Raw genomic sequence first — 23,412 nt, forward strand, 5'->3', positions numbered from 1 at the left:
CCGGTGGATTGCATGGCCTGTCAAGGAAGTTGACCGTTTCGTACAAGATGGAACGAAAGGCCCCTCCGCCGATGAGTCATGTATCCAGACGACGTCTGCTCGCTGTCGCACCCGTCGCCACCCTCGCCTCGGCCATTCCCCTGTCCCTCGGCTCGGCGGCACATGCCGCACCTCGGAAAGGTGGCTCGAAAACATCGGCCCGGCCGCTTCAGGAGATAACGGACGCGTGGGGCAACTGGATGGCCCGCCAACGCTTTCCCGCCTCGAACGGCTGCCGCTTCACCGCGTCCACCGACTACGGGAAGCAGAGCTTTCTCAGCGACTACCACCGTCACCAGGTGGCGGCGAAGTACCAGGACATCATTTACGACGCGAATTCCCCCTCCCCCGTTCCGGGCCAGGTCAGTTCGGTGGCCACGAATTACCGCAACGGAACAGCGGTGGAACAGACCGTCACCTACAAACAGAGCAAGACCACCGAGCAGGATCTGCGGATCTCGGTCACGGAGTCGCTGAAGATCGGCGTGACGGTGGAGGTGTCGGCCGAGATCCCGGCGGTCGCCAAGGTCAGCGAGACCACGTCCATCGAGGCGAGTCTGTCGTCGACCCAGGAGTACACGCACAAGGAGACGCAGAACTGGAGCGTCGACCTGCCGCTGCGCATTCCTCCCCAGTCGGTGGTGGAGGCGACGCTGGTGGTCGGCACCCAGAAATACGACATCGACTGGACGGCCACCGTCACCCTTCGGGGAAACGTCGCGATCTGGTTCAACGAGAAGGTCGACCTCAATCAGGACGGGGACCGCCACTGGCTCTGGTTCGTTCCCGTCGAGCAGGTGTTCCGGGACTGCCGGGACCACCAGATCATCGACACCCCGGGATACGAGGTCATGGCGGACGGGGTGCACGCCTTCGCGAGCGGCACCTTCGGCGGCGGCCAGGGCGTGTCCTTGAATGTGAATGCCGATCAGAAACCGCTGAAGGGCACCCGTTCCCGCACTTCCGAATCCCGTACGATCCCCATTCCGCTCGCCCCGAACGGGAGAAGAGCAGCCGTTCCGGGACACTGAGCTCCCTTCTGAGCAACCGTCGGATTCTCCATGGTGCGTGCGGCGAATCCGGTGGTCGCAGGACCGGCGCGCGCAATCCCGGACGAATTTCGTGCGGCCGCTCAGTAAAGTGAGGCCGATCCCGGGAAAGGGGCGGCCCCCATGGCGCGGACGCGCGTACTCGCGCTCGATTTCGTCGGCACCCTGGCGGGCCACGGCCCGGCTCCGAATGGCCGGTTCGTCGCGGACGTGCTCCGGGGCCTGCCGGGTGCGGCGATCCCGGAGGATTTTCCGGCGCGTTTCGACGCCGTCACCGATCGGCCGAGGGAAGCCGCCCGGCTCCAGGGCGTCCGCGCCCCTTTCCCCGTCCGCCTCGGCCGGGCCGCCAAGGACTGCGGAGCCGTCGTGCCCGATCTGCGGCTGGCCACCGAGGTGGTGTTCACGGCGCTGCCCGACGCCGAGGTGGATCCGCGAGCGGCCGTCGCGGTGCGGGAGCTGCGTGCGAGCGGACTGTCCCTCGTGCTGGCCGCCAACACGGACCGGCCCGAACCGGTGCGCCGAGGCACCTTGCGGGATGCCGGTATCGCGCACTGCTTCGACGCCCTGGTGCTCTCCAGCACGCTCGGCATCCGCAAGCCCGACCGGCGTTTCTATGCCGAGGTGGCACGGGTCGCGGGGTGCCCCGCCGAGGACATCCTGTTCGTGGGGGACAACGCGGAGACCGACGCCCTCGGGCCCCACGCGTACGGCATGTCCGCGGTGCTCGTCCGGCCGGGGCCCCGGCCGGACGCGCTGCCACCGGCCATCGCCACCATCCCCCATGTCGACGAGCTGAGTCGACGCCTCAACCGCCTTGGCCACCAGTTGAGTTGACGGCCTGGTAAGCGGCGGTCCGCTCCCAGCCGGCGGCTCACGGTCCGGGGGCCGTCGAGCGCCGCACCGATGGCCGTCGAGCGCGGCACCGATGGCCGTGGCGCGCGGCACGGATCGGGCTGCCGCCGGCCTTCCGGCGACCTCAGGCCCGCTTCGCGTATTTCAGCTTCTTGCCCTCGTTCAGCTGCTCGATGAGTGTGAAGGCGGCCAGCGCGAGCGGCTTCAGCCCCTCCGCCGGAACGCCGTCCCGCATCCGGCGCAGCTCCGCGACCATGAGGTTCAGCTCGCCGCTCTTGACGGTGGTGCGGTTGTCCTGGTCACCCAGCGCACCGAGCGACTTGTGGACCGCCTGGGCACCCGGCTCGTCGTCGACCATGGTCCGCTCCTCGGCCGTCAGGTGCTGCGTGTTCTTCAGGAGGTCGTGGCCCTGGGGGATCGCGCGCAGCCACTGGGACCGGGTCAGGGCGATGTCGGTCTGGGTGCGGTCGTTCGCCAGGCCCCGCTCCACGGGGGCCCCGAAGAGCTTGGTGCCGCCGGTGCCCTCGCGGTTGGCGGCCGACAGGACCAGGGCGACGAAGTCGTCGGGACGGGCGGTGAAGTACTCCCGGACCCCTTCCGCGAGGAGCCCGAAGTGGCGCCCGAAGTCGGTGCGGGCCATGAGACCGCCCGCGATGGACTTGGCGTTGGCACCCGCCTGTAGCTCCTCCCCTGCGAGCACGTAGGAGGCGAGGTGCATGACCAGGCCGGTGAGACCGCCGATGTCGGCCTTCGACAGGGAGATCCCCTCGGGAGCCGCGTCCCCGAACTCCCCCACGGCACGCTCCGCACCGGCCTTGGCCGCGGGGAGCGTGCCGAGGCCACCGCCGAAGAGGTCGCGCTGCGCCTGCGCACGCCGCTCCTTGGTGTGGGTGAGCTTTCCGTACACCCCGCGCACGGCACCGCCGATGGACTTCTCCTCGGGCTCCTGGGTGTCGGAGAGATAGCCGATCAGATCCGGCAGGCGGTCCAGACGTACTCCGGCGGTGGTCTGCGGGGCGAACTTGAGCGCGCCGCCGAACGGGTAGATGCGCAGCTGCCGTTCGGGCGTGCCGCCTCCCGCGGTGACGTCCTCGGACGGGATGTACGCGTCCCGCCGGCGGCCGTTGAGGTAGCCCGCCATCCGCGAGATGCGGTCGAGGACGCCGCCGACCTCGGCGACGTTGTTCAGCGGGTCGGTCACCCACTCCAGGTTCGAACCGCCCGAGGGACTCGCGTCCGCGGTGAGGTCGAACTTGTCGCCCTTCACCACCACTCCGTCGGGCCCGCGGCCCTTGCCGAGGTTCTCGCCCACCAGGGGGACCTCGGAGATCTCGCTGGAGATCATCAGGCTCATCTCGGCCGCCGCGCGCTGCGCACCGTCCGGCCCCAACTGCGTTTTCTTCAGACGGAGTTCGCCCTCCTCGGTGAGGAACTCGCCGTCGAACCAGCGGGCCCTGAGCGCGTCCTGCGGCTCACTCCGCTCCGAAGCGCTCAGCTCCTTCGCGTAGGGGCTGTGCGGATTGAGGACCCGGTCCAGGAGCTTGGCGTCGAGCAACCGCTCACGCTCCACGGCCCGTTGCTCCTGAACGGCCTTCGCCGCGACGGGGTCGGCGACCCGGCGGACGTTCCACTGTGCCTCGAACTCGAACCCGACGGCCCGCTGCACGACCGGGGCGCCCTCCGGGTGCGCGTGGCCCGCCGTTCCGCAGTCGCGCTGGACGGGCTCGGGGTCTGCGCCCGTTTCGGGCGCGGGCCGCGAGAGCGCGCGGGTGGCGTTGGCCTCGGCGGCCCTCTCGAACGAGTCCGAGGGGTCGGACACGCGCAGCCCGTCACCGGTGTCGGTGCCGGCGACGGGTCCCCGGCGCTGCTGGATGACGTGGGTGAGTTCATGGGCCAGGGTGTGGCGGTCGGCGCCGCCCTGCCCGACCACGATGTGGCTTCCGGATGTGTAGGCGCGGGCGCCGATCTCGGCGGCGGAGCGCTGGGCCGCGGCATCGCTGTGCAGGCGCACGTCGCCGAAGTCGGCACCGAGCCTGGACTCCATGTCGGCCCGCACCTCGGAGTCCAGCGGCTGCCCGGATCCGCGCAGCACCTCGTGCACGGCCGAGCGCTGTACGGTCGCCTCGCCCTCGGCCATCAGGCCGGCCACCGCGGCGTTCCCCGCGGACCGCTGGAGCGCGAGCAACTGGGCCGCGCCGAAGCCTCTGCCGCCTGCCGCCGGTCCCCCGCGCTCGCTCCCACGCCGGTCGCCGGCCCGCGAAACGGGTCCGCCGGGCGTGACAGCTCGGCCCTGCTGCCTGTCCTGCGCGTGCACGTGAACCCCTTCGGTGGTGAAGCGTGATGCCGGGCTGTACGTGCATATCAGCCACGGCGGCAGGGGTGAAGGGACGAAAGGGCAGCGGTGAGGGCAATCACGCCAACCATGCCCGGTTCAGCGCCGGTTGACGTCCGGGCCGGACCGGGCGAGGGCGGCGACGGCGGCCTCTTCGACGGATTCGGCGGGCCGCAGGACGGTATCGAGGCGGGCCGCCGCGAGGACGCGCAGATGCCACGGCCGTACGCACACCAGGCCGAGGTGCCCCGCACGCTCCCGGATCCTGCGGCGGGCCCGGCAGAGCTGGGTGAGGACGGCACAGTCGAAGAAGTCCACGGGACGCAGGTCCACGATCACCCGGGCGCCGGCCGGCTGGGTGGCCGCGTCCAGATGGAGCTGTACATCGGGCGCGGTCACCAGGTCGACGGTGCCGTGCACCTCGACGACGGTGAAGCCGCGCATCAGATACGTGCGGGCGTGGCGGCACCGGTCCGGCAGCAGCCCCGGCGGAAGGGGGACGGGCGCCGAGACGGATGGCCGAACGGTGGAACCCATGGCAGCTCCCGGTCCAGAACTGACCCCCGCGGTGCGGGAGTGCTCGGTAGTCGGACAGTCACCGTGGTCCGGGGTGACGCACTAGCACCCTAGGAACTGACGCGTGTGCAGAAACGTCCAGCCTTGGATTTGTTCACCCTGGAGGGTGAACGAAATTTGCGCCGCTCCCTGTTCGGACACTCCTCCAGGGCCGTCCTGGCCCGGAACGGCGCGGCGCCCGGCCGATGACAGGGCCGGGCGCGCGCTGGGGGCCGCGTGAGGTGCGGCACGGCCGGGCGCTCCCGTCACCGCGGGAGCACCCGGCCGCGAGGACCGTCAGTAGGCCCCGAAGACGTTGTCGATCGAGCCGTAGGTCTTGGCGGCGTAGTTGCAGGCCGCGGTGATGTTGGCGATCGGGTCGTACAGGTCCGTGGAGGTGCCCGGCACGTGGAAGGCGGCGAAGGTGGGCTGGATGACCTGGAGAAGTCCCTTGGAGGGGGTTCCGGCCACGGCGTTGGAGTCCCAGTTGTTGATGGCCATCGGGTTGCCGGAGGACTCCCGCATCACATTGCGGTAGATGCCGTCGTAGCTGCCCGGGATGCCGTGCTGGGCCATGATGGCCAGCGACTGCCTGATCCAGCCGTCCAGGTTGTTCGCGTACGTGGTGGTGCTGGCTACGGTGGCGGTCGCGGTGAGGTCGGTCGTCCGGGCCGAGCGGTCCGCGCGGGCGGCGGACGCGTCGCGGGCGGTGGTCGCCGCGGGGGCGCCGAGGGTGAGCTTCATGCCGGGGCGGATCAGCGCGGGGTTGCCGCCGATGACGCTCTGGTTGTCCTGGTAGAGCTGCTTCCAGCCACCGCTCACATGGAGCGCGTCGGCGATCTTGGCCAGCGAGTCCCCGTCGACGACGGCGTAGCTCGTGGGCGCCGCCTTCACCGCCGCCACCGGCTTGGCCACGGCGGAGTGGACCGCCGCGGGGGCCGCGGAGGCCGTGGTCGCGCCGATCACCGGCATGGCCAGGACTGCGCCGCCGGTGCTCGCGACGGCGAGGCCCCGGGCGAACGAGCGGGACTTGGGACGGCGGTGCTTGCCCTTTGCAGGCATGGTGTATTTCCTCTCCGTCGCCTACGAGGTGAGCTGTCGGGTTCGGACGGGAGCTGTCCGGTCGCGATGCACGCGACTTCACCCCAGCCGGTCCGGAATCCGGATCGGCGGCTTACCTGGGTCCCCCGCTCCTGCCGTACGTGTCTGGGCGGCTCCGGACGGCGGCAGGATTCGGCGTTCCTTCCGGATTGACGGTGAACGTAGACGAATAGCCCCGACGGAAACAAGGCGGGAATTCGCGAGTGATGATCGCGGATATAGATCAACTCGAATTCTCCCGAGCCGGGCGGTCCGCCGGGCACCCTCAACTCGCTTTCAACCGAACCGAAATGCCCGGCACGGACCCCGCGGACCCGACGGGCCCCACGTGACCCAATTCACTCGCCGGTGGCGCAACCGCAGAGGCCGGCGATAAACGAGGCGAGTCCTACCCATTAGCCCCAATTTGGACATTCTCGCGACACGAAACCCGACACGCATTACCTTCTATATAGGACATTGCGGACGCAGAAGGTGGCCCCGCCCCCTGTGTGCGGCAGCACACACGCCCTCGTGGCCCTTGTCGGGGATCATGATCCCTGGCCCCTCCCCCACGGCATGGGACACGGGTCCGGCAGCGGGAGCCGGCAGAGAGGCGAAGCAGTGATCAATGCGCTCTTCTCCGAACCGTGCGCGGCCGTCCGCTCGGATCCCAGCGCCCGTCACGACATCGGGCACCGCCCATGCCGTTCAACTCGCGGGACGCGCAAGCCCCGTCACGTACCGTCAAACCCGCACCGGCCGACCGGCGGCCGGTGAGAAAAAGAATAAGCACGCGTCAACTACCGACCGTCAGGAAGAGAATGAACGACTTCAGCGAATTCAAGGACATTCCCCCGACGACGCTCGCCGACGTCGTGGGACGCCGACAGGTCATGGATATCGGAATTCGCCCGCTGTGGGCCCCGACGCCTCGTGCGGCCGGGCCCGCATTCACCGTCCGCTGTCCCGCCGGTGACAATCTCATGCTGCACGCGGCCATTTACCGGGCCGAGCCCGGTTCGGTCGTCGTGGTGGAGTCGGGCGATCTGGACTACGCCCTCGCCGGTGGCAACGTGTGCGCAGTGGCCCAGCGCCGGGGCATCGCCGCCTTCGTGGTCGACGGGGTGATCCGGGACCTCGCCGAGGTGCGCGCGGCCGGCTTCCCCGTCTTCGCCCGGGGCGTCGTCCCCGTCCCCGGCGCCAAGAAGGCGGTGGCCCCGCTCAACGAGCCGGTGCGCTGCGGCGGCGTACGCGTGCACGCGGGCGATGTGGTGGTGGCGGACGAGGAGGGCGTCGTGGTCACCCCGCGCGCCCGGGCGGAGCAGGTGCTCGTCGAGGCCCGGCGGAAGCTGGCCAAGGAGGCCGCCGAATCCCTCGACGCGTGGGAGGAGGCCCACCGCGACCGCATCGACAGGGCCCTGCGCGAAGGCGGTTTCGAGGACTGATCCCCGCCAACTACCGTGCTCAGACGGCTGGTTGGCGGGTCGGCCCGGCCGCCGGGTTCACACCGTGCCGACCTCGCGGACGAGTTCGAGGCCGAGCACGCGGTCCAGATGCGACATGGTCTCGAACTTGGCGCCCGGCGGTACCTCGTCGGACGTCGCCAGATCGTGCAGGAGACGCAGTACGGCCGCGGTGTCGAGCCGGTTGTCCAGGGCGGTACGGGCCGTGCTCTTGAGGTCGGCGGGGATCGGCTTCGAGGGGTGCGTTGCCCAGTCCGCGATGGCCCGCCGCCAGCGGGCCATCGCACGCGCCGCCTCGTCGACCTGTTCGGCCGTCACCGAGACCGGTTCCTCGTAGGGCCGGCTGAGCAGCAGCAGGCGTACGGCCAGCAGGTCGAGGCCGTCGAGCGGGGGCAGCGTGGCCGCACCGATCTGGAGCCCGGCGACGCCGGCCCCTTCGTAGGTTGCGCTGCTGAGCTGGACACCGGGCGGGCCGCCGAGCGCCTCGGCGATGCTTTCCGGGTCCCCCTCGGCGTCGGGCGGCCGGATTCCGGCGGCGGCCACCTGCTGTTCGGGGCCGGTCCAGCCGATGAGCGCCGCCCGGCCGCGCTGCTCGACGACGCGCGCCAGTACATCCGCGATCAGCAGCACCCGCAGCGCGGTGCCGGGGTCGCCGTCGGCCGGAGCGTGGGCGCAGATGCGCAGGGGGCCGGGGCCGGCGAGTTCATCGACGATTCGCAGCATGCCGCCGACCCTAGGTGTTCCGAGGCGCCCTGGACACCGGCCCACGCCCGCGCGTACGAGACAAACCCCGCCGGCTCCCGTGCGGCTCAGGCGAGCAGGGGCTTGAGGGCGCCGCCGCGCAGCCGGGAGACGAGCGGGGCCGCGTACCGCCGCGCGGACCACGTCACCGCGAGGGCGACGACCCCGCCGACCACGAGGGCGACCAGTACGTCGTGCGGGTAGTGCGCGCCGACGTAGACCCGGGACGCGGCCATCAGGAGTGCGGCGAGGGCGGCGATCGCGCCGAGGCGCCGGTCGACGAGGAACAGCGCCACGGCCGCGGCCGCGGCCACCGTGGTGTGGTTGCTGGGGAAGGCGTAGTCGTTCACGGGCGGGCACTTCTCGATCAGGAAGTCGTGCGGCAGGGCGCGGCACGGCCGCGGTTCCGTGAACACCGACTTGACCGCGTCGTTCACGACGTACGCCAGGACCACCGCGATCGGCGCGGACAGGGCCGCGGCCATCACGGAGGCGTCCTCGCGCCGGGCGATCCACCACCCGGCCAGCATGAGTACCGCGAACAGGGCGACGCCGTAGCTGGTGTAGGCGAACACGGGCCCGTTCAGCCAGTGCGTGTGGCGGGCGAAGTCCGTGATGTCGCCGTACAGGCCGCCGTCGATGGACGCGCCGTCCAGGGCCTGGGGCGTGGGGGTGGGGCTGGTCATGGGATGCGGTTCTCCGGTGGATCGAACGGGGCGGGGCGTGCGGTGGCCCTCTGGGTGACGGCCCGGCGAGCGGAACCTTAACGACTACAGGCGTGTAGACGCCAGAAGATACGGAATGGTTGCGCGTGTCCGTGGCCTGCCTCGTCACGGATGCGGAACGGGTCGGTCGACGGCTCGTCCGCCGTGCCGGGCCTCAGCCCCAGAGCGCCCCGGCGAGCCCCACCCCGGCGAAGACCGCACCGAGCCCGGCCACCACGCTCACCACGACGTTGGCCGCCGCGTAGAACCTCGCCCCGTCCTCGGCGAGCCGGAGCGTCTCGTACGAGAAGGTCGAATACGTGGTCAGCGCCCCGCAGAGCCCCGTGCCGAGGAACAGCTGCACGGATGAGGAGGCGGCGCCCGCGGTGACCGCGCCGGTGAGCGTGCCCAGGATCAGACAGCCGACGACGTTGACGGTGAAGGTGCCCCAGGGGAAGACGCTGTCGTGCCGCTTCTGCACGGTCAGGTCGGTGAGGAAGCGCAGGGGCGCGCCGATCGCCGCCCCCAGCACCACGTAGATCCAGCTCACTTGGCGGCCTCCCGTCCGGCGTACCGGACGACCTCGCAGTCGTCGAGCATCACCAGGCCTTCGGTGACCAGCTCGTCGAGCTGGGGCAGGAAGGCACGTACGCGTTCCTCGTCGTCCACGATGACGACCGCCACGGGCATGTCCTCGCCGAGCGAGAGGAGGCGCTGGGTGTGCACCAGCGAGGAGGCGCCGAAGCCCTCGATGCCACGGAACACGCTGGCTCCGGCGAGCCCGGCCGCGTGGGCCCGGTGCACGATCTCGGTGTAGACGGGCCTGCGGTGCCACAGGTCGCTCTCGCCGATGAGGACGGTCATCCGCAGGGCTCGTCCGGGCTGTCTGGTCATCGCTGCCTCCGTACGAGGACGCGCCGGGTCAGCCGCACCGCGCTCGCCACCGCCGCGAGCGCCGCGAACAGCGTCAGGGCCAGATAGGCGCAGGCGGTGAGGGGCCGTCCGGCCGACAGGAGCTTCTGGATGTCGACGGCGTACGTCGAGAAGGTCGTGAACCCGCCGAGGACACCGGTGCCGAAGAAGGGGCGCACCAGCCGGTGTGCAGGCAGCACCTCGGTGATCACCACCATGAGGACCCCGATGACGGCGCAGCCCGAGGCGTTCACCAGCAGCGTCGTCCACGGCAAGGACCCGGCCGGGGTGGTCCACAGGAGCGAGGCCCCATAACGGGCACAGGCGCCGATCGCCCCGCCGAGCGCCACCACCGCGACGACCGGGCCGAGGCCGCGCGCGACATCGCGGCGCTGGGCCGGCACGGCCAGGTCGATGTCGGGGTCGGTGGGCTCGACGGCTGCCCCGACCTCGTTGCTTCGCTCGGGCATACCTCTCCTCTTTCCCCAGGCTAGCGCCGGGTTTCGGCCTCCGGCCGGGCCGGGATCAAGTTTCCGCTCAGGGCCGCGGGTGCTCGGGCGGTGGCGGCGGCAGCGAGCCGAGACCCGGGGCCGTGTCGGGCCAGACCAGCAGGATCGGGCAGGGCGCGTGGTCCACGACGAACCGGGTGGCCGGGCCGAGGCTGCGGGGCCCGAGGTGGCCGCGGTCGCCGTCGCGGGCGCAGACCAGGAGGTCGGCTCCTTCCGCCGCGCGGACGACCCGCTGTTCGGCGCGGCCGGTCATCTCCAGGCGGCGGGCCGGGCGGCCCAGGCGCTGCTCGGCGTCGGCGAAGAGGTCGTCGACGGCGGCCCGGGAGAGGTCTTCGAGGCGGGTGCCGGGGTCGCGTTCGCGGTGGCCTCGTCCGAGGAGTCCGGCGAAGGCTCCGTGCGCGGCCTCGGCCACGGTGTCGTCGGTCACGTGCAGGAGTACGAGGTCGTCGTCCGCGGCGGTGTGCTCGCGGGCGGCGTCCACGCAGGCGGGCCAGGTGCCCTCGGTGATCCAGATGATGGCGCTCATGGAATGCGGTCAGCCTCCGATCGTGTGCAGCGCCGCCCACAGCGCGGCGGTCGACGCGACCAGTGTGGCGGGAACCGTGAGCAGGCCGAGGCGGGTGAAGTGCCCGAGTTCCGGCGCGTCGTCGTGCTCGTGCAGGATGCGCCGCCACAGCAGGGTGGCGAGCGAGCCGACGTAGGTGAGGTTCGGTCCGAGGTTGACGCCGATGAGCACGGCCAGGACCGGCCCCGGACCGCCCGGCGCGGCGACGGGGAGCAGGGCGAGCACGGCGGGCAGGTTGTTGATGAGGTTCGACAGGACCGCGGCGACGGCGACGACGGCGAGCAGGGCGGGCAGGGAGTCGCCGTCGGGCAGCAGATGCCCGATGGCGGTGCCGAGACCGTTGTCCACGACGGCCTTGACGACGATGCCGAGGCCGAGCACGAAAAGGCAGAACGGAATGCCGGCCGAGCCGACGAGTGCGCGGGGTGTGGTGCGGCGCCGGACCAGGCCGCGTACGGCGAGGACGAGCGCGCCGGCGAGCGCGGCCCAGGCCGGGCTCAGGCCCGCGAACGAGGTGACCACGAACCCGGCGAGCGTCAGCGCGAGGACCACCAGTGTGAACACGGGCATCGGGGTGCTGTCCCGCGCCCGCCCGCCGCTCGGCCGGGCGGCCAGATCGCTGCGGAAGAAGACCCGGAAGATCCCGTACTCCACGGCGATGGCCGCGAGCCACGGCAGGGCCATCAGTGCCGCGAACCGGGTGAAGGTGAGCCCGCTGGCCGCGAGGGCGAGCAGGTTGGTGAGGTTGGAGACGGGCAGCAGCAGGGAGGCCGAGTTCGCCAGGTGCGCGGTCGCGTACACATGCGGGCGGGCCCGGACCCCGGCGCGGGCGGCCGTCGCGAACACCACGGGGGTGAGCAGCACGACGGTCGCGTCCAGGCTGAGCACGGCGGTGATGACGGCGGCGACGGCGAAGATCCCGCCGAGCAGGCGCTGGGCGCTGCTGCCGCAGACCCGGGCCACGAAGTCACCGGTGGCCGCGAACAGCCCGTCGTCGTCGCAGAGTTGGGCCAGTACGAGGACGGCGGCGAGGAATCCGACCACCGGCAGCAGATCGCGGGTCTGCTGCCAGGCCTCGGTGGGCGAGACCGCGCCGAGCCCGACCACGAGCGCGGCCGCCGGAAGCGCGGCCACGGCTTCCGGCCAGTTGCGGGGGCGCACCACGGCGAAGGCGAGCACGCCGATCAGGAGGACGGCCGACACGATCTCGGCGGTGACGGTACTCAGGTTCGGCCTCCGGGCAACGGGCGATCGCGGTGGTGGGCCCCTTGCCACACCACCGCGACGACCCTACGCGCCGGGAACCGCCGCGCGATCTCCGGAGGGGTGAGTCGCCGGCACTCCCCCGCACGACCGGCGTACGGGGGAGGAGGCAGCGCGCAGGTCAGCAGCGGCCCTCGCCGCCGTCCGTGCCGGCCGAGGCGACCCGGGGTCCGGCGTCGGCGCTGCGCGTCCGGGGCACCGGCAGCAGCCGGCCCGTGTCCGCGCGCAGCGCCTCGCCGTTGCGCGCGGCGACCCGGCCGAGCGGGGCCGGGGTGAGGACGGCCTGGCTCTGGACGTAGGCGATGAAGCTCTCGAAGTCCCGGGTGTGGCGAACTGCCTGGGAGTGGGTGAGCAGCGCCGGGTAGTCGTCCGCGCCGATCAGTGTGTAGGCCGTGACGGCGATCCGGTACGAGGCCTTCGGGTCGAGCGGGGTGCCGTCGATGAGGACGTCGGCCGGGGCCACCCGGTTGCCCACCGCCCCGGCGGCGTCGAAGGTGTAGCGCACGTTGTGCGACACGGCGAGGGGGGCGTAGGTGAGTACGGTCCCCTTCATCTTCCACTGCTGTTCGAGCGTGTCGTGGATGACCTGACCGGTGACGGTGGCCGTGACGATCGGGTCTCCGTAGCCCACCGCGTTGAACGCCTTGCGGTAGGAGACGGCGCCCTGCACGGTCGCGTCGATGGTGAGGTCGCCGTTGATGATGCAGGAGCCCTGGCGGGGGGCGATCGCGATCAGGGCGAGCTGGGCGGGCACGTTCGGGTGGATGTTGCCCGTGTCGAAGGGGTCCAGCGGCTGCCCCCCGGCCCACAGCGCCCAGTCGGCGGTGAGGTTGCCCATCGTGCTCTCGCCGAAGCTGTTCAGGCTCCGGGTGAACGAGGCCGTCTGGCGGCCGATGCGGGTGTTGCCGCGGTTGTTGGCGTAGCCGGTCCAGTAGTCGGACGTCTCCTTGAGGTCCGGGTCGGGCGTCACATCATGGGTGTTGGGGTGGTTGGTCGAGGTGGTCAGCTCCCGCACGACCTCGCCTGTCACCGGGTCGAGGCGCAGGTTGATCTCGTTGATGAGCTGCGCGTGGCAGCCCGCCTCGACGAACGGGCGCGGCTTGCCGGAGGGGTCGGGGACCATCATGTTGAACGCGTAGTGCCAGTGTCCGGTGACGATCGCGTCGATGTCGGACGAGACGGCGAGCGCCAGGTCGTAGGCCGGGCCCGAGGGGTTGCTCCCGCTGTTGAAGTCGCTGCCGGCGACCGCCCCGTCGTGCATGCTGAGCACGATCGCGTTGACTCCCTGCGCCTTGAGCAGTGCCGCACAGCGGTTCGCGGTCGCCAGCTCCTCGGTCATGCGCAGTGCCGTCTGGAAACTCGTGGAACCGGTATCGGTGCCGGTGACCGTCAGATGAATGAATCCGATCGGAAGGCGCTTCCCGTTCGGCCCCTGCACCCATTCGACATTCATCGGCGGGAGAACGGTCTTTCCCGTATTCCCCCACAGCATGTTGGCCGAGTAGTAACGGAAGTTCGCCCCGGGGAAGGTCCGTCCGGTGGAGTCGGGGAAACTGTTCGTCCAGCCCGCTCCGGCGTACGGTCTGCCGTGTTCCATGTGGTTGATCAGGAATCCGGGGGTGCGGTCGAACTCGTGGTTCCCGGCGGTCGAGAAGTCGAGCTTCATCCGGTTGAGCGCCTCGATGGTGGGTTCGTCGGCCAGCGACTCGGCCGGCCACGCCCAGCCCGAGAACAGATCGCCCTGTCCGAAGAACAGCGTGTTGGTGCGGCCGGCCCGGAGGTTCTTGAGGTGGGTGGCCAGGTAGGGCACACCGCCGACGGTGAACTGTTCGCCGCCCGCGCCCGTGATGACGGCGTCGCTCGCGGGCGGGCCCGCCAGGTATCCGTGCAGGTCGGTGATGCTGAGCAGTTGTACGTCCACGTACTCGGTGGCGGTCTCGGCGTCACGTGCGTGTCCGCTGGCCAGCGCCGAGGTGCCGGTCGCCGCCATCGTCGCGAGTGATCCCGCCACGGTCATGAAGCTCCGTCGACCCACGCCCCACATTTCGACTCCCTCATTCGAAAGCTATGCGGCCATGCCGGGAGCGGTGTTCCGGCTCCCCACCTGGCGGCCCGAAGAACTGCGTGACACGAATCCGCCGATTGCGGGCACAAGGAATACAACACGGCGAGATGGCCGAACCCTCGACACGCCGCCGGACGAAGGGCGCCGAAATCCGGATCGCCAACATGCCCCACTCAAGCGCACGAACCACACGAAGAGCGAAAGATGCGCGGAACTCGGTGGTGGTGTCACATGACGAGTTGCTGAACTGAATCGGGCGTCCCTCAACCCGGCGAGTACGCCGTCGTCATGAAGGGACGTCAGGATCCCGCGGAATGCGGTGCCGGTGCGAAGTGTGCGCTCGGAGCGAGCTTCGGCGGCACCGCGGGCTAATCGGCTCTGACCTCTCCTCACAGAAGGCCGCCCTTCGCCGGTGCCCGCCGCGCCCCACTGGAGGGCGCCACTCCGCGCCGGGTTTCCGCGCACCCGGCACGGTTCGACCGTTCCCATCACGGCGGTCCGTGTACGTCTGGAGCGCTGGGGCCAGGGGCCGCCTACTGGCCGTCCCGCGCCGCGCCGGCACAGGAGCCGACCGCCCGGCGGAGATGCACTTGCTGGCAGTGTCCCCCGCGACCGCCGCTCCGAATCGACCTGACGGCAGGGGAGTTGAGCGATCCGGCCAGGCGGGCCGTCGCGGGACTCAGCGGTGGGCGGTCAGCGTGAAGAGCAAGGGGATCCGGGGTTCGCTGTCCGGCAGCCGCCACCAGCCCTGCGGGGTCGGGACCATCTGCGGCCAGCGGGGCCAGGGGAGCTCGTCGCTCTCCCGCAGCCGGCCGAGCCTCAGGCCGGCGCCGAGCACGGCGTCGACGATCTCGTCCAGTCCGTGCATCCACTCGTAGCATTCGGTCGCGCCCTGTACGGCGGGACCGTCCGTGTAGGTGTACGTGGCGTCGCGGCGCACGGGCCCCTTGCCGCCCAAGTAGTCGTTGCGCAGCAGCAGTTCGGGCCCGGCACCGGGAGCGGGCGAAGGGCCGAGGGAGTTGAGCAGCGGGTGGAACTCGGCGAGGTAGAGCCGTCCGCCCGGGCGCAGGAGAGTGGCGACCGTCTCGGCCCAGCGGGGCAGGTCCGGGAGATAGCAGAGCGCGCCCTTGCCGGTGTACACGATGTCGAACTGCCGCCCCGGGAGGTGCCGGCGGGCGTCGTAGACGTTGGCCTGGACGTAGGCGACGTCGAGGCCCGCTTCGGCGGCCAGCGTACGGGCCGCTGCGACCGACGCACCGGAGAGGTCGAGACCCACCGTGCGGGCCCCACGGGCGGCGAACGCCATCGTCTCGGTGCCGAGGTGGCACTGGAGGTGGAGGACGTCCCGCCCGGCGAGGTCACCGAGGTCGCGCCACTCGTAGTCGGCGAACCAGCGCTCGGGGCCGGCGCTCTTGTCGGCCACTCCGTAGAAGCGGCTGGCGAGGTGGACCGGGGTGCGGGCGTCCCAGTTCGCCTCGTTGGACGACATCATGCGCCGCACAGCCGGATCGAAGCCATCGCTCTCGTCGCTCAACCGGTCCCCCTCACGGACGCCGTCCCGCTCCGACCCTACCCACGTCGGCCGCCCCCCAGTACCGCCGCACCGCACCGTCTGGGCGTGTCGTTCAGCCGGAGCGCGCGACCCGGAACCCCACGTCGTCGATGCGGAAGGTCGGGTGGCTGCGGCGCCGCACCGAGGCCCGGCAGCTCCAGGGCTCGTCGAACCAGCCGCCACCGCGCAGCACCCGGTAGCTGCCGTAGACCTCGGCGTCGTAGACGTCCCAGCACCATTCCCACACGTTGCCGAGCATGTCGTGCAGCCCCCAGGCGTTGGGCTGCCTGCCGCCCACCTCGTGCGGGCGCTCGGCGGAGTTGCCGCGATGCCAGGCGATCGCGTCGAGCGGACCGTAGCGCGCGGCCGTCGTGCCGGCCCGGCACGCGTGCTCCCACTCGGCTTCGCTGGGCAGCCGGTATCCGTCGCCCTCCACGTCCCATTCGACGCCCTCGCCCTCGGCCACGCGATAGGCGGGGGTCAACCCCTGCTGCCGGGAGAGGGCGTTGCAGTACTGGACCGCGTCCATCCAGGAGACGCCCTCCACGGGCAGCCGGTCCCCCCGCGCGGTGCTCGGCCGGGCGCCGGTGACCTCCGCGTAGCGCGCCTGGGTCACCGGGTACGCCCCGAGCCGGTAGGGCGGAAGGTCCACCTGCCAGCTGCGCTGGGTCCGCCGGTCCGACAGCGTCACCCGGCCGCCGGGTACGGCGACCATCGCGTCTCTCACTACCCCACCCATGACCATGATCGGGTGAGCCTAGCAGCGGTGGCTCCAAACCCCTTTTCAGCAGGGCTCGTCGACCAGACCCACAGGCCAAGACCCTTCACCCGAGTTCCGTGGGCCAAGGCCCGTTGTCCAGGTCTCGTTGGCGCAGGTCTGTTGCCTACGATGTGTTCAACTCGGCCCGTTTCAGGAGCAGTTCGCGTTCCTGGGCGTTGTGGGTCAGGGAGGCGGCTCGCTCGAACTCCGCCTTGGCTTCGGCCCGTCGGCCGAGGCGTTCCAGGAGATCCCCCCGCACGCTGGGCAGCAAGTGGTAGCCATGCAGGGCCGGTTCGTCCGCCAGGGCGTCCACCAGGAGCAGTCCGGCCGCGGGGCCTTGGGCCATCGCGACGGCGACGGCCCGGTTCAGCTCGATCACGGGGGACGGGGTCATCGTCATGAGCCGGCCGTACAGGAGGGCGATCGACGCCCAGTCGGTGTCCTCGTACCGGACGGCGTGCGCGTGGCACGCGGCGATGGCGGCCTGCACGGAGTAGGGACCGTCCCCTGCGCGGTGCAGGGCCTCGACACCACGCCGGATCAGCAGGCGGTTCCACTTGGCGCGGTTCTGGTCGGCGAGCAGCACCGGCCGGCCGCCGGGCCCGGTGCGGGCCGCGATGCGCGAAGCCTGGAACTCCAACAGGGCTGCCAGGCCGTGGACTTCGGGCTCCTTCGGCATCAGGGCGGCCAGGACGCGTGCCAGTCGCAGTGCGTCCTCGCACAGCGCCGGGCGCACCAGATCGTCGCCGGCCGTCGCGGAATACCCCTCGTTGAAGACGAGGTAGATGACTTCGAGGACCGAGGACACCCGCGCGTCCCGGTCCGCCCCGTACGGCACCTCGAAGGGCACTCCGGCCTTGGCGAGCGAGCGTTTGGCACGGACGACGCGCTGGGCGACGGTGGGTTCGGGGACCAGGAAGGCCCGGGCGATCTCCTGCGTGGTCAGTCCGCCGAGCAGCCGCAGCGTGAGTGCGATCCTGGCCGGGGTGGACAGCACGGGATGGCAGGCGGTGAAGATGAGCCGCAGCAGGTCGTCGTCGATGCGGTCGGGGTCGTCGAACTGGGCCGGATCCGGCGGCGGGGAGTCCTCGATCGCCCGCCCGACCTCCGCCAGCTTGCGGGCGTACGCCTCCTTTCGGCGCACCAGGTCGATGGCGCGGTGCTTGGCGGTGGCCATGAGCCAGGCACCCGGATTGTCGGGAACACCTGAGGCGGGCCACTGCTCCAGTGCGGCAACCAACGCGTCCTGCGCGAGCTCCTCCGCGATGCCCACGTCCCGCACGATGCGGGCGACCCCCGCGATGATCCGCGCGGACTCGATCCTGAATACCGCTTCGACCGTCTCGGTCGCACTCGCTGCCGTCACGGCCACCCATCAGAGCAGCCCGGCAGGGGCGCGGCAAGCTCGACGCGGTGCGTCCCGTGCCCTGGATCGGATGCCACCCCCGGGCCTGCCGACAGCACCCCGGTGCTTAGCCTTGAGGCATGGTCCAGCTCCAGCTTCTCCGCGCCGATCACGGTCCTGCCCTGCTGGAGTTCGAGCGGGAGAACCGCGCGTACTTCGCCGCGTCGATTCCCGACCGCGGCGACGGCTACTTCGCCGAGTTCGACGCCCGCCACGGTGCACTGCTGGCCGAGCAGGAGGTGGGCACGTGCTACTTCCATCTGGTGATGGGCGACGGCGGGGCAGTGCTCGGCCGCGTCAACCTGCTCGATCTGGACGGTGGTTCGGCCGAGCTCGGCTACCGGATCGCCGAGCGGGCGGCGGGGCGGGGACTGGCCACGGCGTCCGTCCGCGAGGTCTGTGTGCTGGCCCGCGATACGTACGGGCTCACCTCGCTGACGGCGAGAGCGACCCTGGACAATCCCGGATCCCGGGCCGTCCTGGCCCGTGCCGGGTTCACTCCCACCGGGGACATCGAGTTGAACGGGCGCCCGGGCCTCCGCTTCGTACGGAACCTCTGACCGTCCGGCCGCGCCCCCATGACCCCCTTCGCGCTGCCCTACACTCGCTCCCACCGTGACACCGGTGTGAGGCTCGGCGCCTCGATCCGTACGTCCGCGAGGAGGGGCACATGCGCATCGGCGAGCTCTCGGAGCGCACCGGCACATCACGTCGGCTGCTGCGCTATTACGAGGAACAGGGCCTGATCATCTCCAGCCGCTCCCCCAACGGCTACCGGAACTACGAGGAGAACCTGGTGGACCGGGTCCTGCAGATCCGGGGTCTGCTCGATGCCGGGCTGCCGACGCGCATCATCAAGCAGATCCTGCCCTGCCTCAACAAACCCCGGGCGATCCACTTTCCGGACGCCACGCCGGAGATGCTCGCCACGCTCACCCTCGAACGCGACCGCATGACGCGACGCATCGACTGCCTGATCCGCAATCGCGACGCGGTGTCGGAGTACCTCGACACGGTGAGCGGCAAGCGGGACTGAGGAGCGGACGGGGGCCCATTCGAGGGGATTTCGCTGGAACGGATCCGGCTCCATCCCTGTCTACTCTCGTGAGCACCCCCGAGCGGTGCCACTCGGGCGCGCCCGGGGGAACGTCTGGCAGAGAGTTCTATCGACCCATGGGTCTCACGAGTAACAAGGTGCTGGCACTGACCGTGCTCTGCGCGGTGGTCATGTTCGCGGTCACCATCTGGTTGTGGCCGCGTCTGTCACGTCACACCTGGAAGACGGTGATCGGCCGGCTTGGGCTGCTCATCGCGACGCAGTTCCTGGTGTTCGCCGCCGTGGGGCTCGCGACGAACAACTCCTTCCTGTTCTTCGGCTCCTGGACGGACCTGTTCGGACAGGAGCAGGGCGTCGGCGTGGTGGTCAACCACTAGGCCGCGCACACCAGTTGCGGCTCCGGCCCCGTCACCGGGCGGCTCGTACGGTCGAGCCGCCCGGAGCGCGGGGCCGGGGCCGTATCCCGGCTCTCCCGCCGTCCTGCTCAGCGGCGGCGACCGAGGGCGCGGGCGAGCAGGCCCCGGGCGGCGGGCGCGGGGGTGACGGGCCGGGCCGTCGGCGTCCTGGGGGCCGTCGACACACCCGGAGCACCCGGAGCACCCGGTGCCTCCGGCGTCTCCGGCGTCTCCGGCGTCTCCGGCGTCTCCGGCGTCTCCGGCGTCTCCGGCGCGGGGCGCAGCGGCTGGGGCGGGGTGGGCGCCTTGGCCTTCTTGCCGTCGATCCGGATCAGCGGTGCGCCGGCCACCTCCTCCACCCCGTGCCACAGATCCGTGCGCAAGGACAGCCAGTCGAGCAGTTCGGCACGCGCCGGCTCGGGGTCGCCCCAAGTCCCGTACGCCTTCGTGCCGGTGATGCAGATGAGCTTCAGCTCCATCGTCGCGACCGCACCCCAGACCGCCGCCGCGACCCCGGGGCAGTGCTCGGCGCGGAAGTCGTCGAAGGCCACGATCGCGTCGGGGGCGGCGAGTTCCCTGGCAGCCCGGATGTCGCCGTGGACGTGCTCGTACAGGTGCGAGGCATCGACGTGAATGAAGCGGCAGCTGCCCGCCTTCAGGCGAGAGCCGATGACCGAGGTGGGTGCCTGGACGATCGTGGGCAACCGCTCATGGAACGCGCGGTAGTTCGCTTCGAAGGCGCGCCGGGTGAGAGTCGAGTACGACCTTCCCATTTCAGCACTGTTGGGGTCGTCGGGGGCCGGTGAGTCGAAGAGGTCGCAGACCGTGAACTCCTCGCCGGGTCGCAGATATCCGCCGATGAAAATCGCGCTCTTGCCCAAATAGGCGCCGAGTTCGAGCAGATCACCGGTCTGTTCGGGGCCTCGGTCCTGGCGCTTCAGGAACCAGTCGAACAGCAGTTGGTCGGCCGGCCAGAACCAGCCTTTGACGTCGGAGAAGCCGGCCGGGGACGTCACCGGTGCGCTCGTCGTTTGTGACATGGCCCGGTCCTACTCCTGCCAGATGACCGGAAGGTGACCACCGAGCATGGCCTCGGCACCCCCGGCAGAAACTCCCCGTACAGCGCCGCAAAAGCCGCCCTCGTCCACGGATTCGCCGCCCGGGCAGCCGGCGATCCGGAACGGAAGGGACATGACGGACACCCTGTGCGTCGACCGGAATACACAGGGCGACATGTGCGGAATATCCCGATCCACCCTTCCCCCGACTACACATAAAGGGGATGTAAGCGCACAATAGGGATCGCGACATATTGTCGCAGCGCGGCCAGACGTGCAGATCTTCAGAAGGAGGCGAGTCGTATGGCCGACGTCTCACACCGCCCCGGTGATATCTCCGGGCACCCCGATGTATCGGAGATGCGGGACCGCTACGCCCGGGTGATGGAAACCCGAGGGGTAGCAGCGGTCGAGGAACTCGTGATCCTCGCCGGCATTTACGCAGCGATCTCCGGCTGGACGGTCCACTTCTCGGCCGCCAAGCCCACCTTGGCCCTCAGCAACCTGGTCGTCGGCATAGCCCTCGCGGTGCTGGGCCTGTGCATGTCCATGGCCCCCGAGAGGTCCACGGACCTGAACTTCGTGGTCCTGCTCCTCGGAGCCTGGCTGATCGTCTCTCCGTGGGTCGTCGCGCGCAGCGCCGGCACCGGAGCCATCCTCAGCAACGTCATCACGGGCGCGTGCGTATGCCTGTTCTCGCTCGTCGCGGGCGGGATGCTGATGTCGAGAAACCGCAGGGCGACAACCCGCAGGTCGACCTGACGTCCGGTGGCCGGCCCCGGCGGCGGTGAGTCCTCACCGGTTCCCCGAGGACCCGCCGTCGTCGCCCCGGCCCGGCGAGGCTGCCCCCAGGATGCGCAAGGCATGGCGCTCGCGCCTCAACTCCCGGACTCCGCACCGGAGTCGGCGCGGGCGTCGGCGGCGTGCGTACCGGCCCGGCGCAGCCACCCGCGCTCCCCGTCCTGCCACGCGTCGGTGACCGCGAACCCGGCTGCGGCGGCCACGGCCTCGGACGCGCGGTGCCCGGGGTGGATGTGGGCCGTCACCGTCCGCACCGACTGCCGGTCGAGCCACCCCACGAGTCCGCGGGCCGCTTCCGTGGCGATGCCCCGGCCCTGCCAGGCGGTTCCCATCACCCAGGCGATCTCTGCGACCCGCTCGTGCCCGGACGCGGTGACCGTGGCCTGGACCGTGCCGGTCAAGCGGCCCTCGCTCCGGAGCCGCACCACCCAGTTCAGCCAGGACACCCCCGGCTCGGGGCAACCCCCGGCCAGGCGCTCGTAGCGGGCACGGAGAGCCTCCGCGCTGTCCGGCACACCCCCGATGAAGGCGTGCAGCGCCGGGTCGGACAGGACCTCGGCCATCTCCTCGGCATGGCCGATGCCCAGCGGTACGAGGTCGAGCCGGGCGGTCGTGATGGACTCGGCTTCAAGAGGGTTCACGCCGCAATCCTCGCCGTCGCCACGTCGTCCTGTCGATCGCTGGTGGGACGACGTGAGGGACGACTCCGGTCCGCCGGCTGCTCCGCGACCGCGCCGGGTCGGGCGCCGTCACCGCGCGCGGCTGCGGGCCGTGGGAAACCGGGCGCGGGCGACTTCTCGGCGGATCGGGGCCCGCATGGCCGGGCCGGCGTCCGCATATCGGCCAACTCCCCGACCGCCCCCTACACCCGGACCGCTCCCCGGACGAGGATGCACAGCACTCCCCCACCGAGGGCCGCGAGCGGAAAAGAGGGGGCAGCGGATGCTGTGTGAGGGTGATCACATCCCCAGGGGGCCACCCGGGCGTAACCTTGCGTCATGCCTCTGCTCGTTCGACGCCGCCACGTGGACTTCGTCCGCGTCACGAGCATGGCCTGTCGCACTCATCGCTGACCCAGGCCCCCTTTCCTCCTCCCCGTGCCCCTGTGGCGCCCGCCCGACCCCGGCGGTGCCGCGATCGCGCTTACCCGCGCCGGCCGGGGCATCTCCCAGCGGATGGCTTCCATGTCGTACGTGTCCTCGCAGCTGCCGATCATCGACCTCTCCGCCGCCGACCGCGGTGCCGAGGCCCGCAGCCGGCTGCACACCCAGCTCCACGGTGCCGCGCACGGCGTCGGCTTCTTCCAGCTCGTCGGGCACGGCGTCACGGACGCCGAGACCGCCGCGCTCAACGACACCATGCGGGCGTTCTTCCGGCTGCCGGAGGCGGACCGGCTCGCCATCGACAACGTCAACTCGCCCCACTTCCGCGGCTATACGCGCATCGGCGACGAGCGCACCGGCGGCTCCCGCGACTGGCGCGACCAGCTCGACATAGGCGCCGAGCGGCCGGCCCGTGTACCCGGCCCCGGCGAGCCCGCGTACTGGTGGCTGGAAGGCCCCAACCAGTGGCCCGCCGCGCTGCCGGAACTGCGCGCCGCGGCGCTGAACTGGATCGACCGGCTGAGCGCGGTCGCCGAGAAGCTGCTGCACGAACTGCTCGCCGCCATCGGCGCGCCCCCGGACTTCTACGACGACGTGTTCGGCGACCGGGCGCATCTGCATCTGAAGCTGGTCCGCTACCCGGGCAGCGCCGCCGACGGCACCGCGCAGGGTGTCGGTGCGCACAAGGACTACGGGTTCCTCACCCTGCTCCACCAGGACACCGTGGGCGGCCTCCAGGTGCAGCGTGAGGACGGGCGCTTCCACGACGTACCGCCGCTGCCCGGCGCCTTCGTGGTCAACCTGGGCGAGCTCCTCGAAGTCGCGACCAACGGCTATCTGCTCGCCACCAACCACCGTGTGGTGAGCCCGCCCGGAGCCACCGAGCGCTTCTCGGTCCCGTTCTTCTACAACCCGCGCCTGGACGCCCACATCAAGCCTCTGCCGTTCCCGTACGCGGCACACGCGCCCGGCGCCACCGCGGACCCGGCGAACCCGCTGTTCGCCGAGTACGGCCGCAACGAACTCAAGGGCAAGCTGCGGGCCCATCCCCTGGTGGCAGCCCGCCACCACGCCGACCTGCTGCTCACGGAGCGCCCGCTCGCGGGCTCGGCGCTCACGTCGTAGCCGCGCAGGACGAGGCGGTGGACC

At 71.0% G+C, this 23,412-nt stretch carries 22 protein-coding genes, 2 pseudogenes and 1 riboswitch; of the genes and pseudogenes, 8 read left to right on the forward strand and 16 right to left on the reverse strand.

Annotated features, from left to right (window positions below):
* The first annotated feature begins 29 nt into the window (after positions 1 to 29).
* Both ACFYNP_RS15920 and ACFYNP_RS15925 read left to right on the forward strand, forming a co-directional pair.
* A complete protein-coding gene (locus ACFYNP_RS15920; protein WP_388785902.1) occupies positions 30 to 1,070 on the forward strand; it encodes an ETX/MTX2 family pore-forming toxin in 1,041 nt (346 codons plus the stop codon).
* Between the two features lie 141 nt (positions 1,071 to 1,211).
* On the forward strand, positions 1,212 to 1,922 hold the full coding sequence (locus ACFYNP_RS15925) for an HAD family hydrolase (protein ID WP_388409320.1): 711 nt from the start codon (positions 1,212 to 1,214) through the stop codon (positions 1,920 to 1,922).
* Positions 1,923 to 3,597: 1,675 nt separating this feature from the next.
* Here ACFYNP_RS15925 and ACFYNP_RS15930 read toward each other — a convergent pair.
* The 3 genes and pseudogenes from ACFYNP_RS15930 to ACFYNP_RS15940 all read right to left on the reverse strand — a co-directional run.
* Positions 3,598 to 4,254, reverse strand: a pseudogene (locus ACFYNP_RS15930) (DUF4157 domain-containing protein); the annotation flags it as partial.
* Positions 4,255 to 4,371: 117 nt separating this feature from the next.
* Positions 4,372 to 4,809 carry an STAS domain-containing protein gene (locus ACFYNP_RS15935; protein WP_388785904.1) on the reverse strand — a complete coding sequence of 146 codons (438 nt, stop codon included), beginning with the start codon at positions 4,807 to 4,809 and terminating at the stop codon, positions 4,372 to 4,374.
* Between the two features lie 315 nt (positions 4,810 to 5,124).
* On the reverse strand, positions 5,125 to 5,889 hold the full coding sequence (locus ACFYNP_RS15940) for a transglycosylase SLT domain-containing protein (protein WP_388785905.1): 765 nt from the start codon (positions 5,887 to 5,889) through the stop codon (positions 5,125 to 5,127).
* A 3-nt stretch (positions 5,890 to 5,892) separates the two neighbouring features.
* A riboswitch (cyclic di-AMP (ydaO/yuaA leader) is annotated at positions 5,893 to 6,076 on the reverse strand.
* A 655-nt stretch (positions 6,077 to 6,731) separates the two neighbouring features.
* Between ACFYNP_RS15940 and ACFYNP_RS15945 the strand changes: the two genes are divergently transcribed.
* Entirely contained in the window at positions 6,732 to 7,355 is a 624-nt protein-coding gene (locus ACFYNP_RS15945) for an RraA family protein (RefSeq protein WP_388785907.1), read from the forward strand.
* A gap of 57 nt (positions 7,356 to 7,412) precedes the next feature.
* On the opposite strand, the gene ACFYNP_RS15950 is transcribed toward ACFYNP_RS15945, so the two are convergent.
* The 11 genes from ACFYNP_RS15950 to ACFYNP_RS16000 all read right to left on the reverse strand — a co-directional run bounded on the left by ACFYNP_RS15950 (position 7,413) and on the right by ACFYNP_RS16000 (position 17,810).
* Entirely contained in the window at positions 7,413 to 8,096 is a 684-nt protein-coding gene (locus tag ACFYNP_RS15950; RefSeq protein ID WP_388785909.1) for a hypothetical protein, read from the reverse strand.
* Positions 8,097 to 8,182: 86 nt separating this feature from the next.
* Positions 8,183 to 8,800, reverse strand: coding sequence for a phosphatase PAP2 family protein (locus ACFYNP_RS15955; protein WP_388409335.1), 618 nt, complete (start codon positions 8,798 to 8,800; stop codon positions 8,183 to 8,185).
* Between the two features lie 193 nt (positions 8,801 to 8,993).
* On the reverse strand, positions 8,994 to 9,368 hold the full coding sequence (gene crcB / locus ACFYNP_RS15960) for a fluoride efflux transporter CrcB (RefSeq protein WP_376208690.1): 375 nt from the start codon (positions 9,366 to 9,368) through the stop codon (positions 8,994 to 8,996).
* Positions 9,365 to 9,712 (reverse strand): DUF190 domain-containing protein, encoded by a 348-nt coding sequence (locus ACFYNP_RS15965; protein ID WP_388409338.1) that lies wholly within the window; start codon positions 9,710 to 9,712, stop codon positions 9,365 to 9,367. Before ACFYNP_RS15965 ends, crcB (ACFYNP_RS15960) begins: the two co-directional genes overlap by 4 nt.
* Positions 9,709 to 10,200, reverse strand: a complete 492-nt coding sequence (gene crcB, locus ACFYNP_RS15970; protein ID WP_388785911.1) for a fluoride efflux transporter CrcB — start codon at positions 10,198 to 10,200, stop codon at positions 9,709 to 9,711. The genes ACFYNP_RS15965 and crcB (ACFYNP_RS15970) overlap by 4 nt, the downstream gene beginning before the upstream one ends.
* Positions 10,201 to 10,267: 67 nt before the next feature.
* The gene (locus tag ACFYNP_RS15975; protein ID WP_388409341.1) at positions 10,268 to 10,765 is read right to left on the reverse strand and encodes a universal stress protein; all 498 of its coding nucleotides are present in this window, start codon (positions 10,763 to 10,765) and stop codon (positions 10,268 to 10,270) included.
* 9 nt (positions 10,766 to 10,774) lie between these two features.
* Positions 10,775 to 12,010: an SLC13 family permease gene (locus ACFYNP_RS15980; RefSeq protein ID WP_388409748.1), complete on the reverse strand. Its 1,236-nt coding sequence runs from the start codon at positions 12,008 to 12,010 to the stop codon at positions 10,775 to 10,777.
* A 178-nt stretch (positions 12,011 to 12,188) separates the two neighbouring features.
* Positions 12,189 to 14,084, reverse strand: coding sequence for a bifunctional metallophosphatase/5'-nucleotidase (locus tag ACFYNP_RS15985; protein WP_388785913.1), 1,896 nt, complete (start codon positions 14,082 to 14,084; stop codon positions 12,189 to 12,191).
* Positions 14,085 to 14,811: 727 nt separating this feature from the next.
* Positions 14,812 to 15,624, reverse strand: a complete 813-nt coding sequence (locus ACFYNP_RS15990) for a class I SAM-dependent methyltransferase (protein ID WP_388786275.1) — start codon at positions 15,622 to 15,624, stop codon at positions 14,812 to 14,814.
* A gap of 133 nt (positions 15,625 to 15,757) precedes the next feature.
* Positions 15,758 to 16,399, reverse strand: a complete 642-nt coding sequence (locus tag ACFYNP_RS15995; protein ID WP_388785914.1) for a formylglycine-generating enzyme family protein — start codon at positions 16,397 to 16,399, stop codon at positions 15,758 to 15,760.
* A gap of 169 nt (positions 16,400 to 16,568) precedes the next feature.
* Complete coding sequence (locus ACFYNP_RS16000; protein ID WP_388785915.1) at positions 16,569 to 17,810, reverse strand: RNA polymerase sigma factor; 1,242 nt, start codon at positions 17,808 to 17,810, stop codon at positions 16,569 to 16,571.
* Positions 17,811 to 17,929: 119 nt separating this feature from the next.
* Here ACFYNP_RS16000 and ACFYNP_RS16005 point away from each other — a divergent pair, with 119 nt between their 5' ends.
* The 3 genes and pseudogenes from ACFYNP_RS16005 to ACFYNP_RS16015 form a co-directional block, all read left to right on the forward strand.
* Complete coding sequence (locus ACFYNP_RS16005; RefSeq protein ID WP_388785917.1) at positions 17,930 to 18,409, forward strand: GNAT family N-acetyltransferase; 480 nt, start codon at positions 17,930 to 17,932, stop codon at positions 18,407 to 18,409.
* Positions 18,410 to 18,519: 110 nt separating this feature from the next.
* The gene (locus ACFYNP_RS16010) at positions 18,520 to 18,885 is read left to right on the forward strand and encodes a MerR family transcriptional regulator (protein WP_388409348.1); all 366 of its coding nucleotides are present in this window, start codon (positions 18,520 to 18,522) and stop codon (positions 18,883 to 18,885) included.
* 137 nt (positions 18,886 to 19,022) lie between these two features.
* Positions 19,023 to 19,280 (forward strand): annotated as a pseudogene (locus tag ACFYNP_RS16015) (esterase); the annotation flags it as partial.
* Positions 19,281 to 19,390: 110 nt separating this feature from the next.
* Here the strand turns inward: ACFYNP_RS16015 and ACFYNP_RS16020 are convergent.
* Positions 19,391 to 20,341, reverse strand: coding sequence for a class I SAM-dependent methyltransferase (locus ACFYNP_RS16020; protein WP_388785919.1), 951 nt, complete (start codon positions 20,339 to 20,341; stop codon positions 19,391 to 19,393).
* Positions 20,342 to 20,662: 321 nt separating this feature from the next.
* On the opposite strand from ACFYNP_RS16020, the gene ACFYNP_RS16025 reads away from it, so the two are divergent.
* Positions 20,663 to 21,121, forward strand: coding sequence for an SPW repeat protein (locus ACFYNP_RS16025; RefSeq protein ID WP_388409352.1), 459 nt, complete (start codon positions 20,663 to 20,665; stop codon positions 21,119 to 21,121).
* 116 nt (positions 21,122 to 21,237) lie between these two features.
* On the opposite strand, the gene ACFYNP_RS16030 is transcribed toward ACFYNP_RS16025, so the two are convergent.
* On the reverse strand, positions 21,238 to 21,801 hold the full coding sequence (locus ACFYNP_RS16030) for a GNAT family N-acetyltransferase (protein WP_388785921.1): 564 nt from the start codon (positions 21,799 to 21,801) through the stop codon (positions 21,238 to 21,240).
* 534 nt (positions 21,802 to 22,335) lie between these two features.
* Between ACFYNP_RS16030 and ACFYNP_RS16035 the strand changes: the two genes are divergently transcribed.
* On the forward strand, positions 22,336 to 23,388 hold the full coding sequence (locus tag ACFYNP_RS16035; RefSeq protein WP_388409756.1) for an isopenicillin N synthase family dioxygenase: 1,053 nt from the start codon (positions 22,336 to 22,338) through the stop codon (positions 23,386 to 23,388).
* Positions 23,389 to 23,412 lie beyond the last annotated feature (24 nt).

Origin of the sequence: Streptomyces sp. NPDC006691, assembly GCF_042869955.1 — a bacterium.
Lineage (GTDB): Bacteria > Actinomycetota > Actinomycetes > Streptomycetales > Streptomycetaceae > Streptomyces.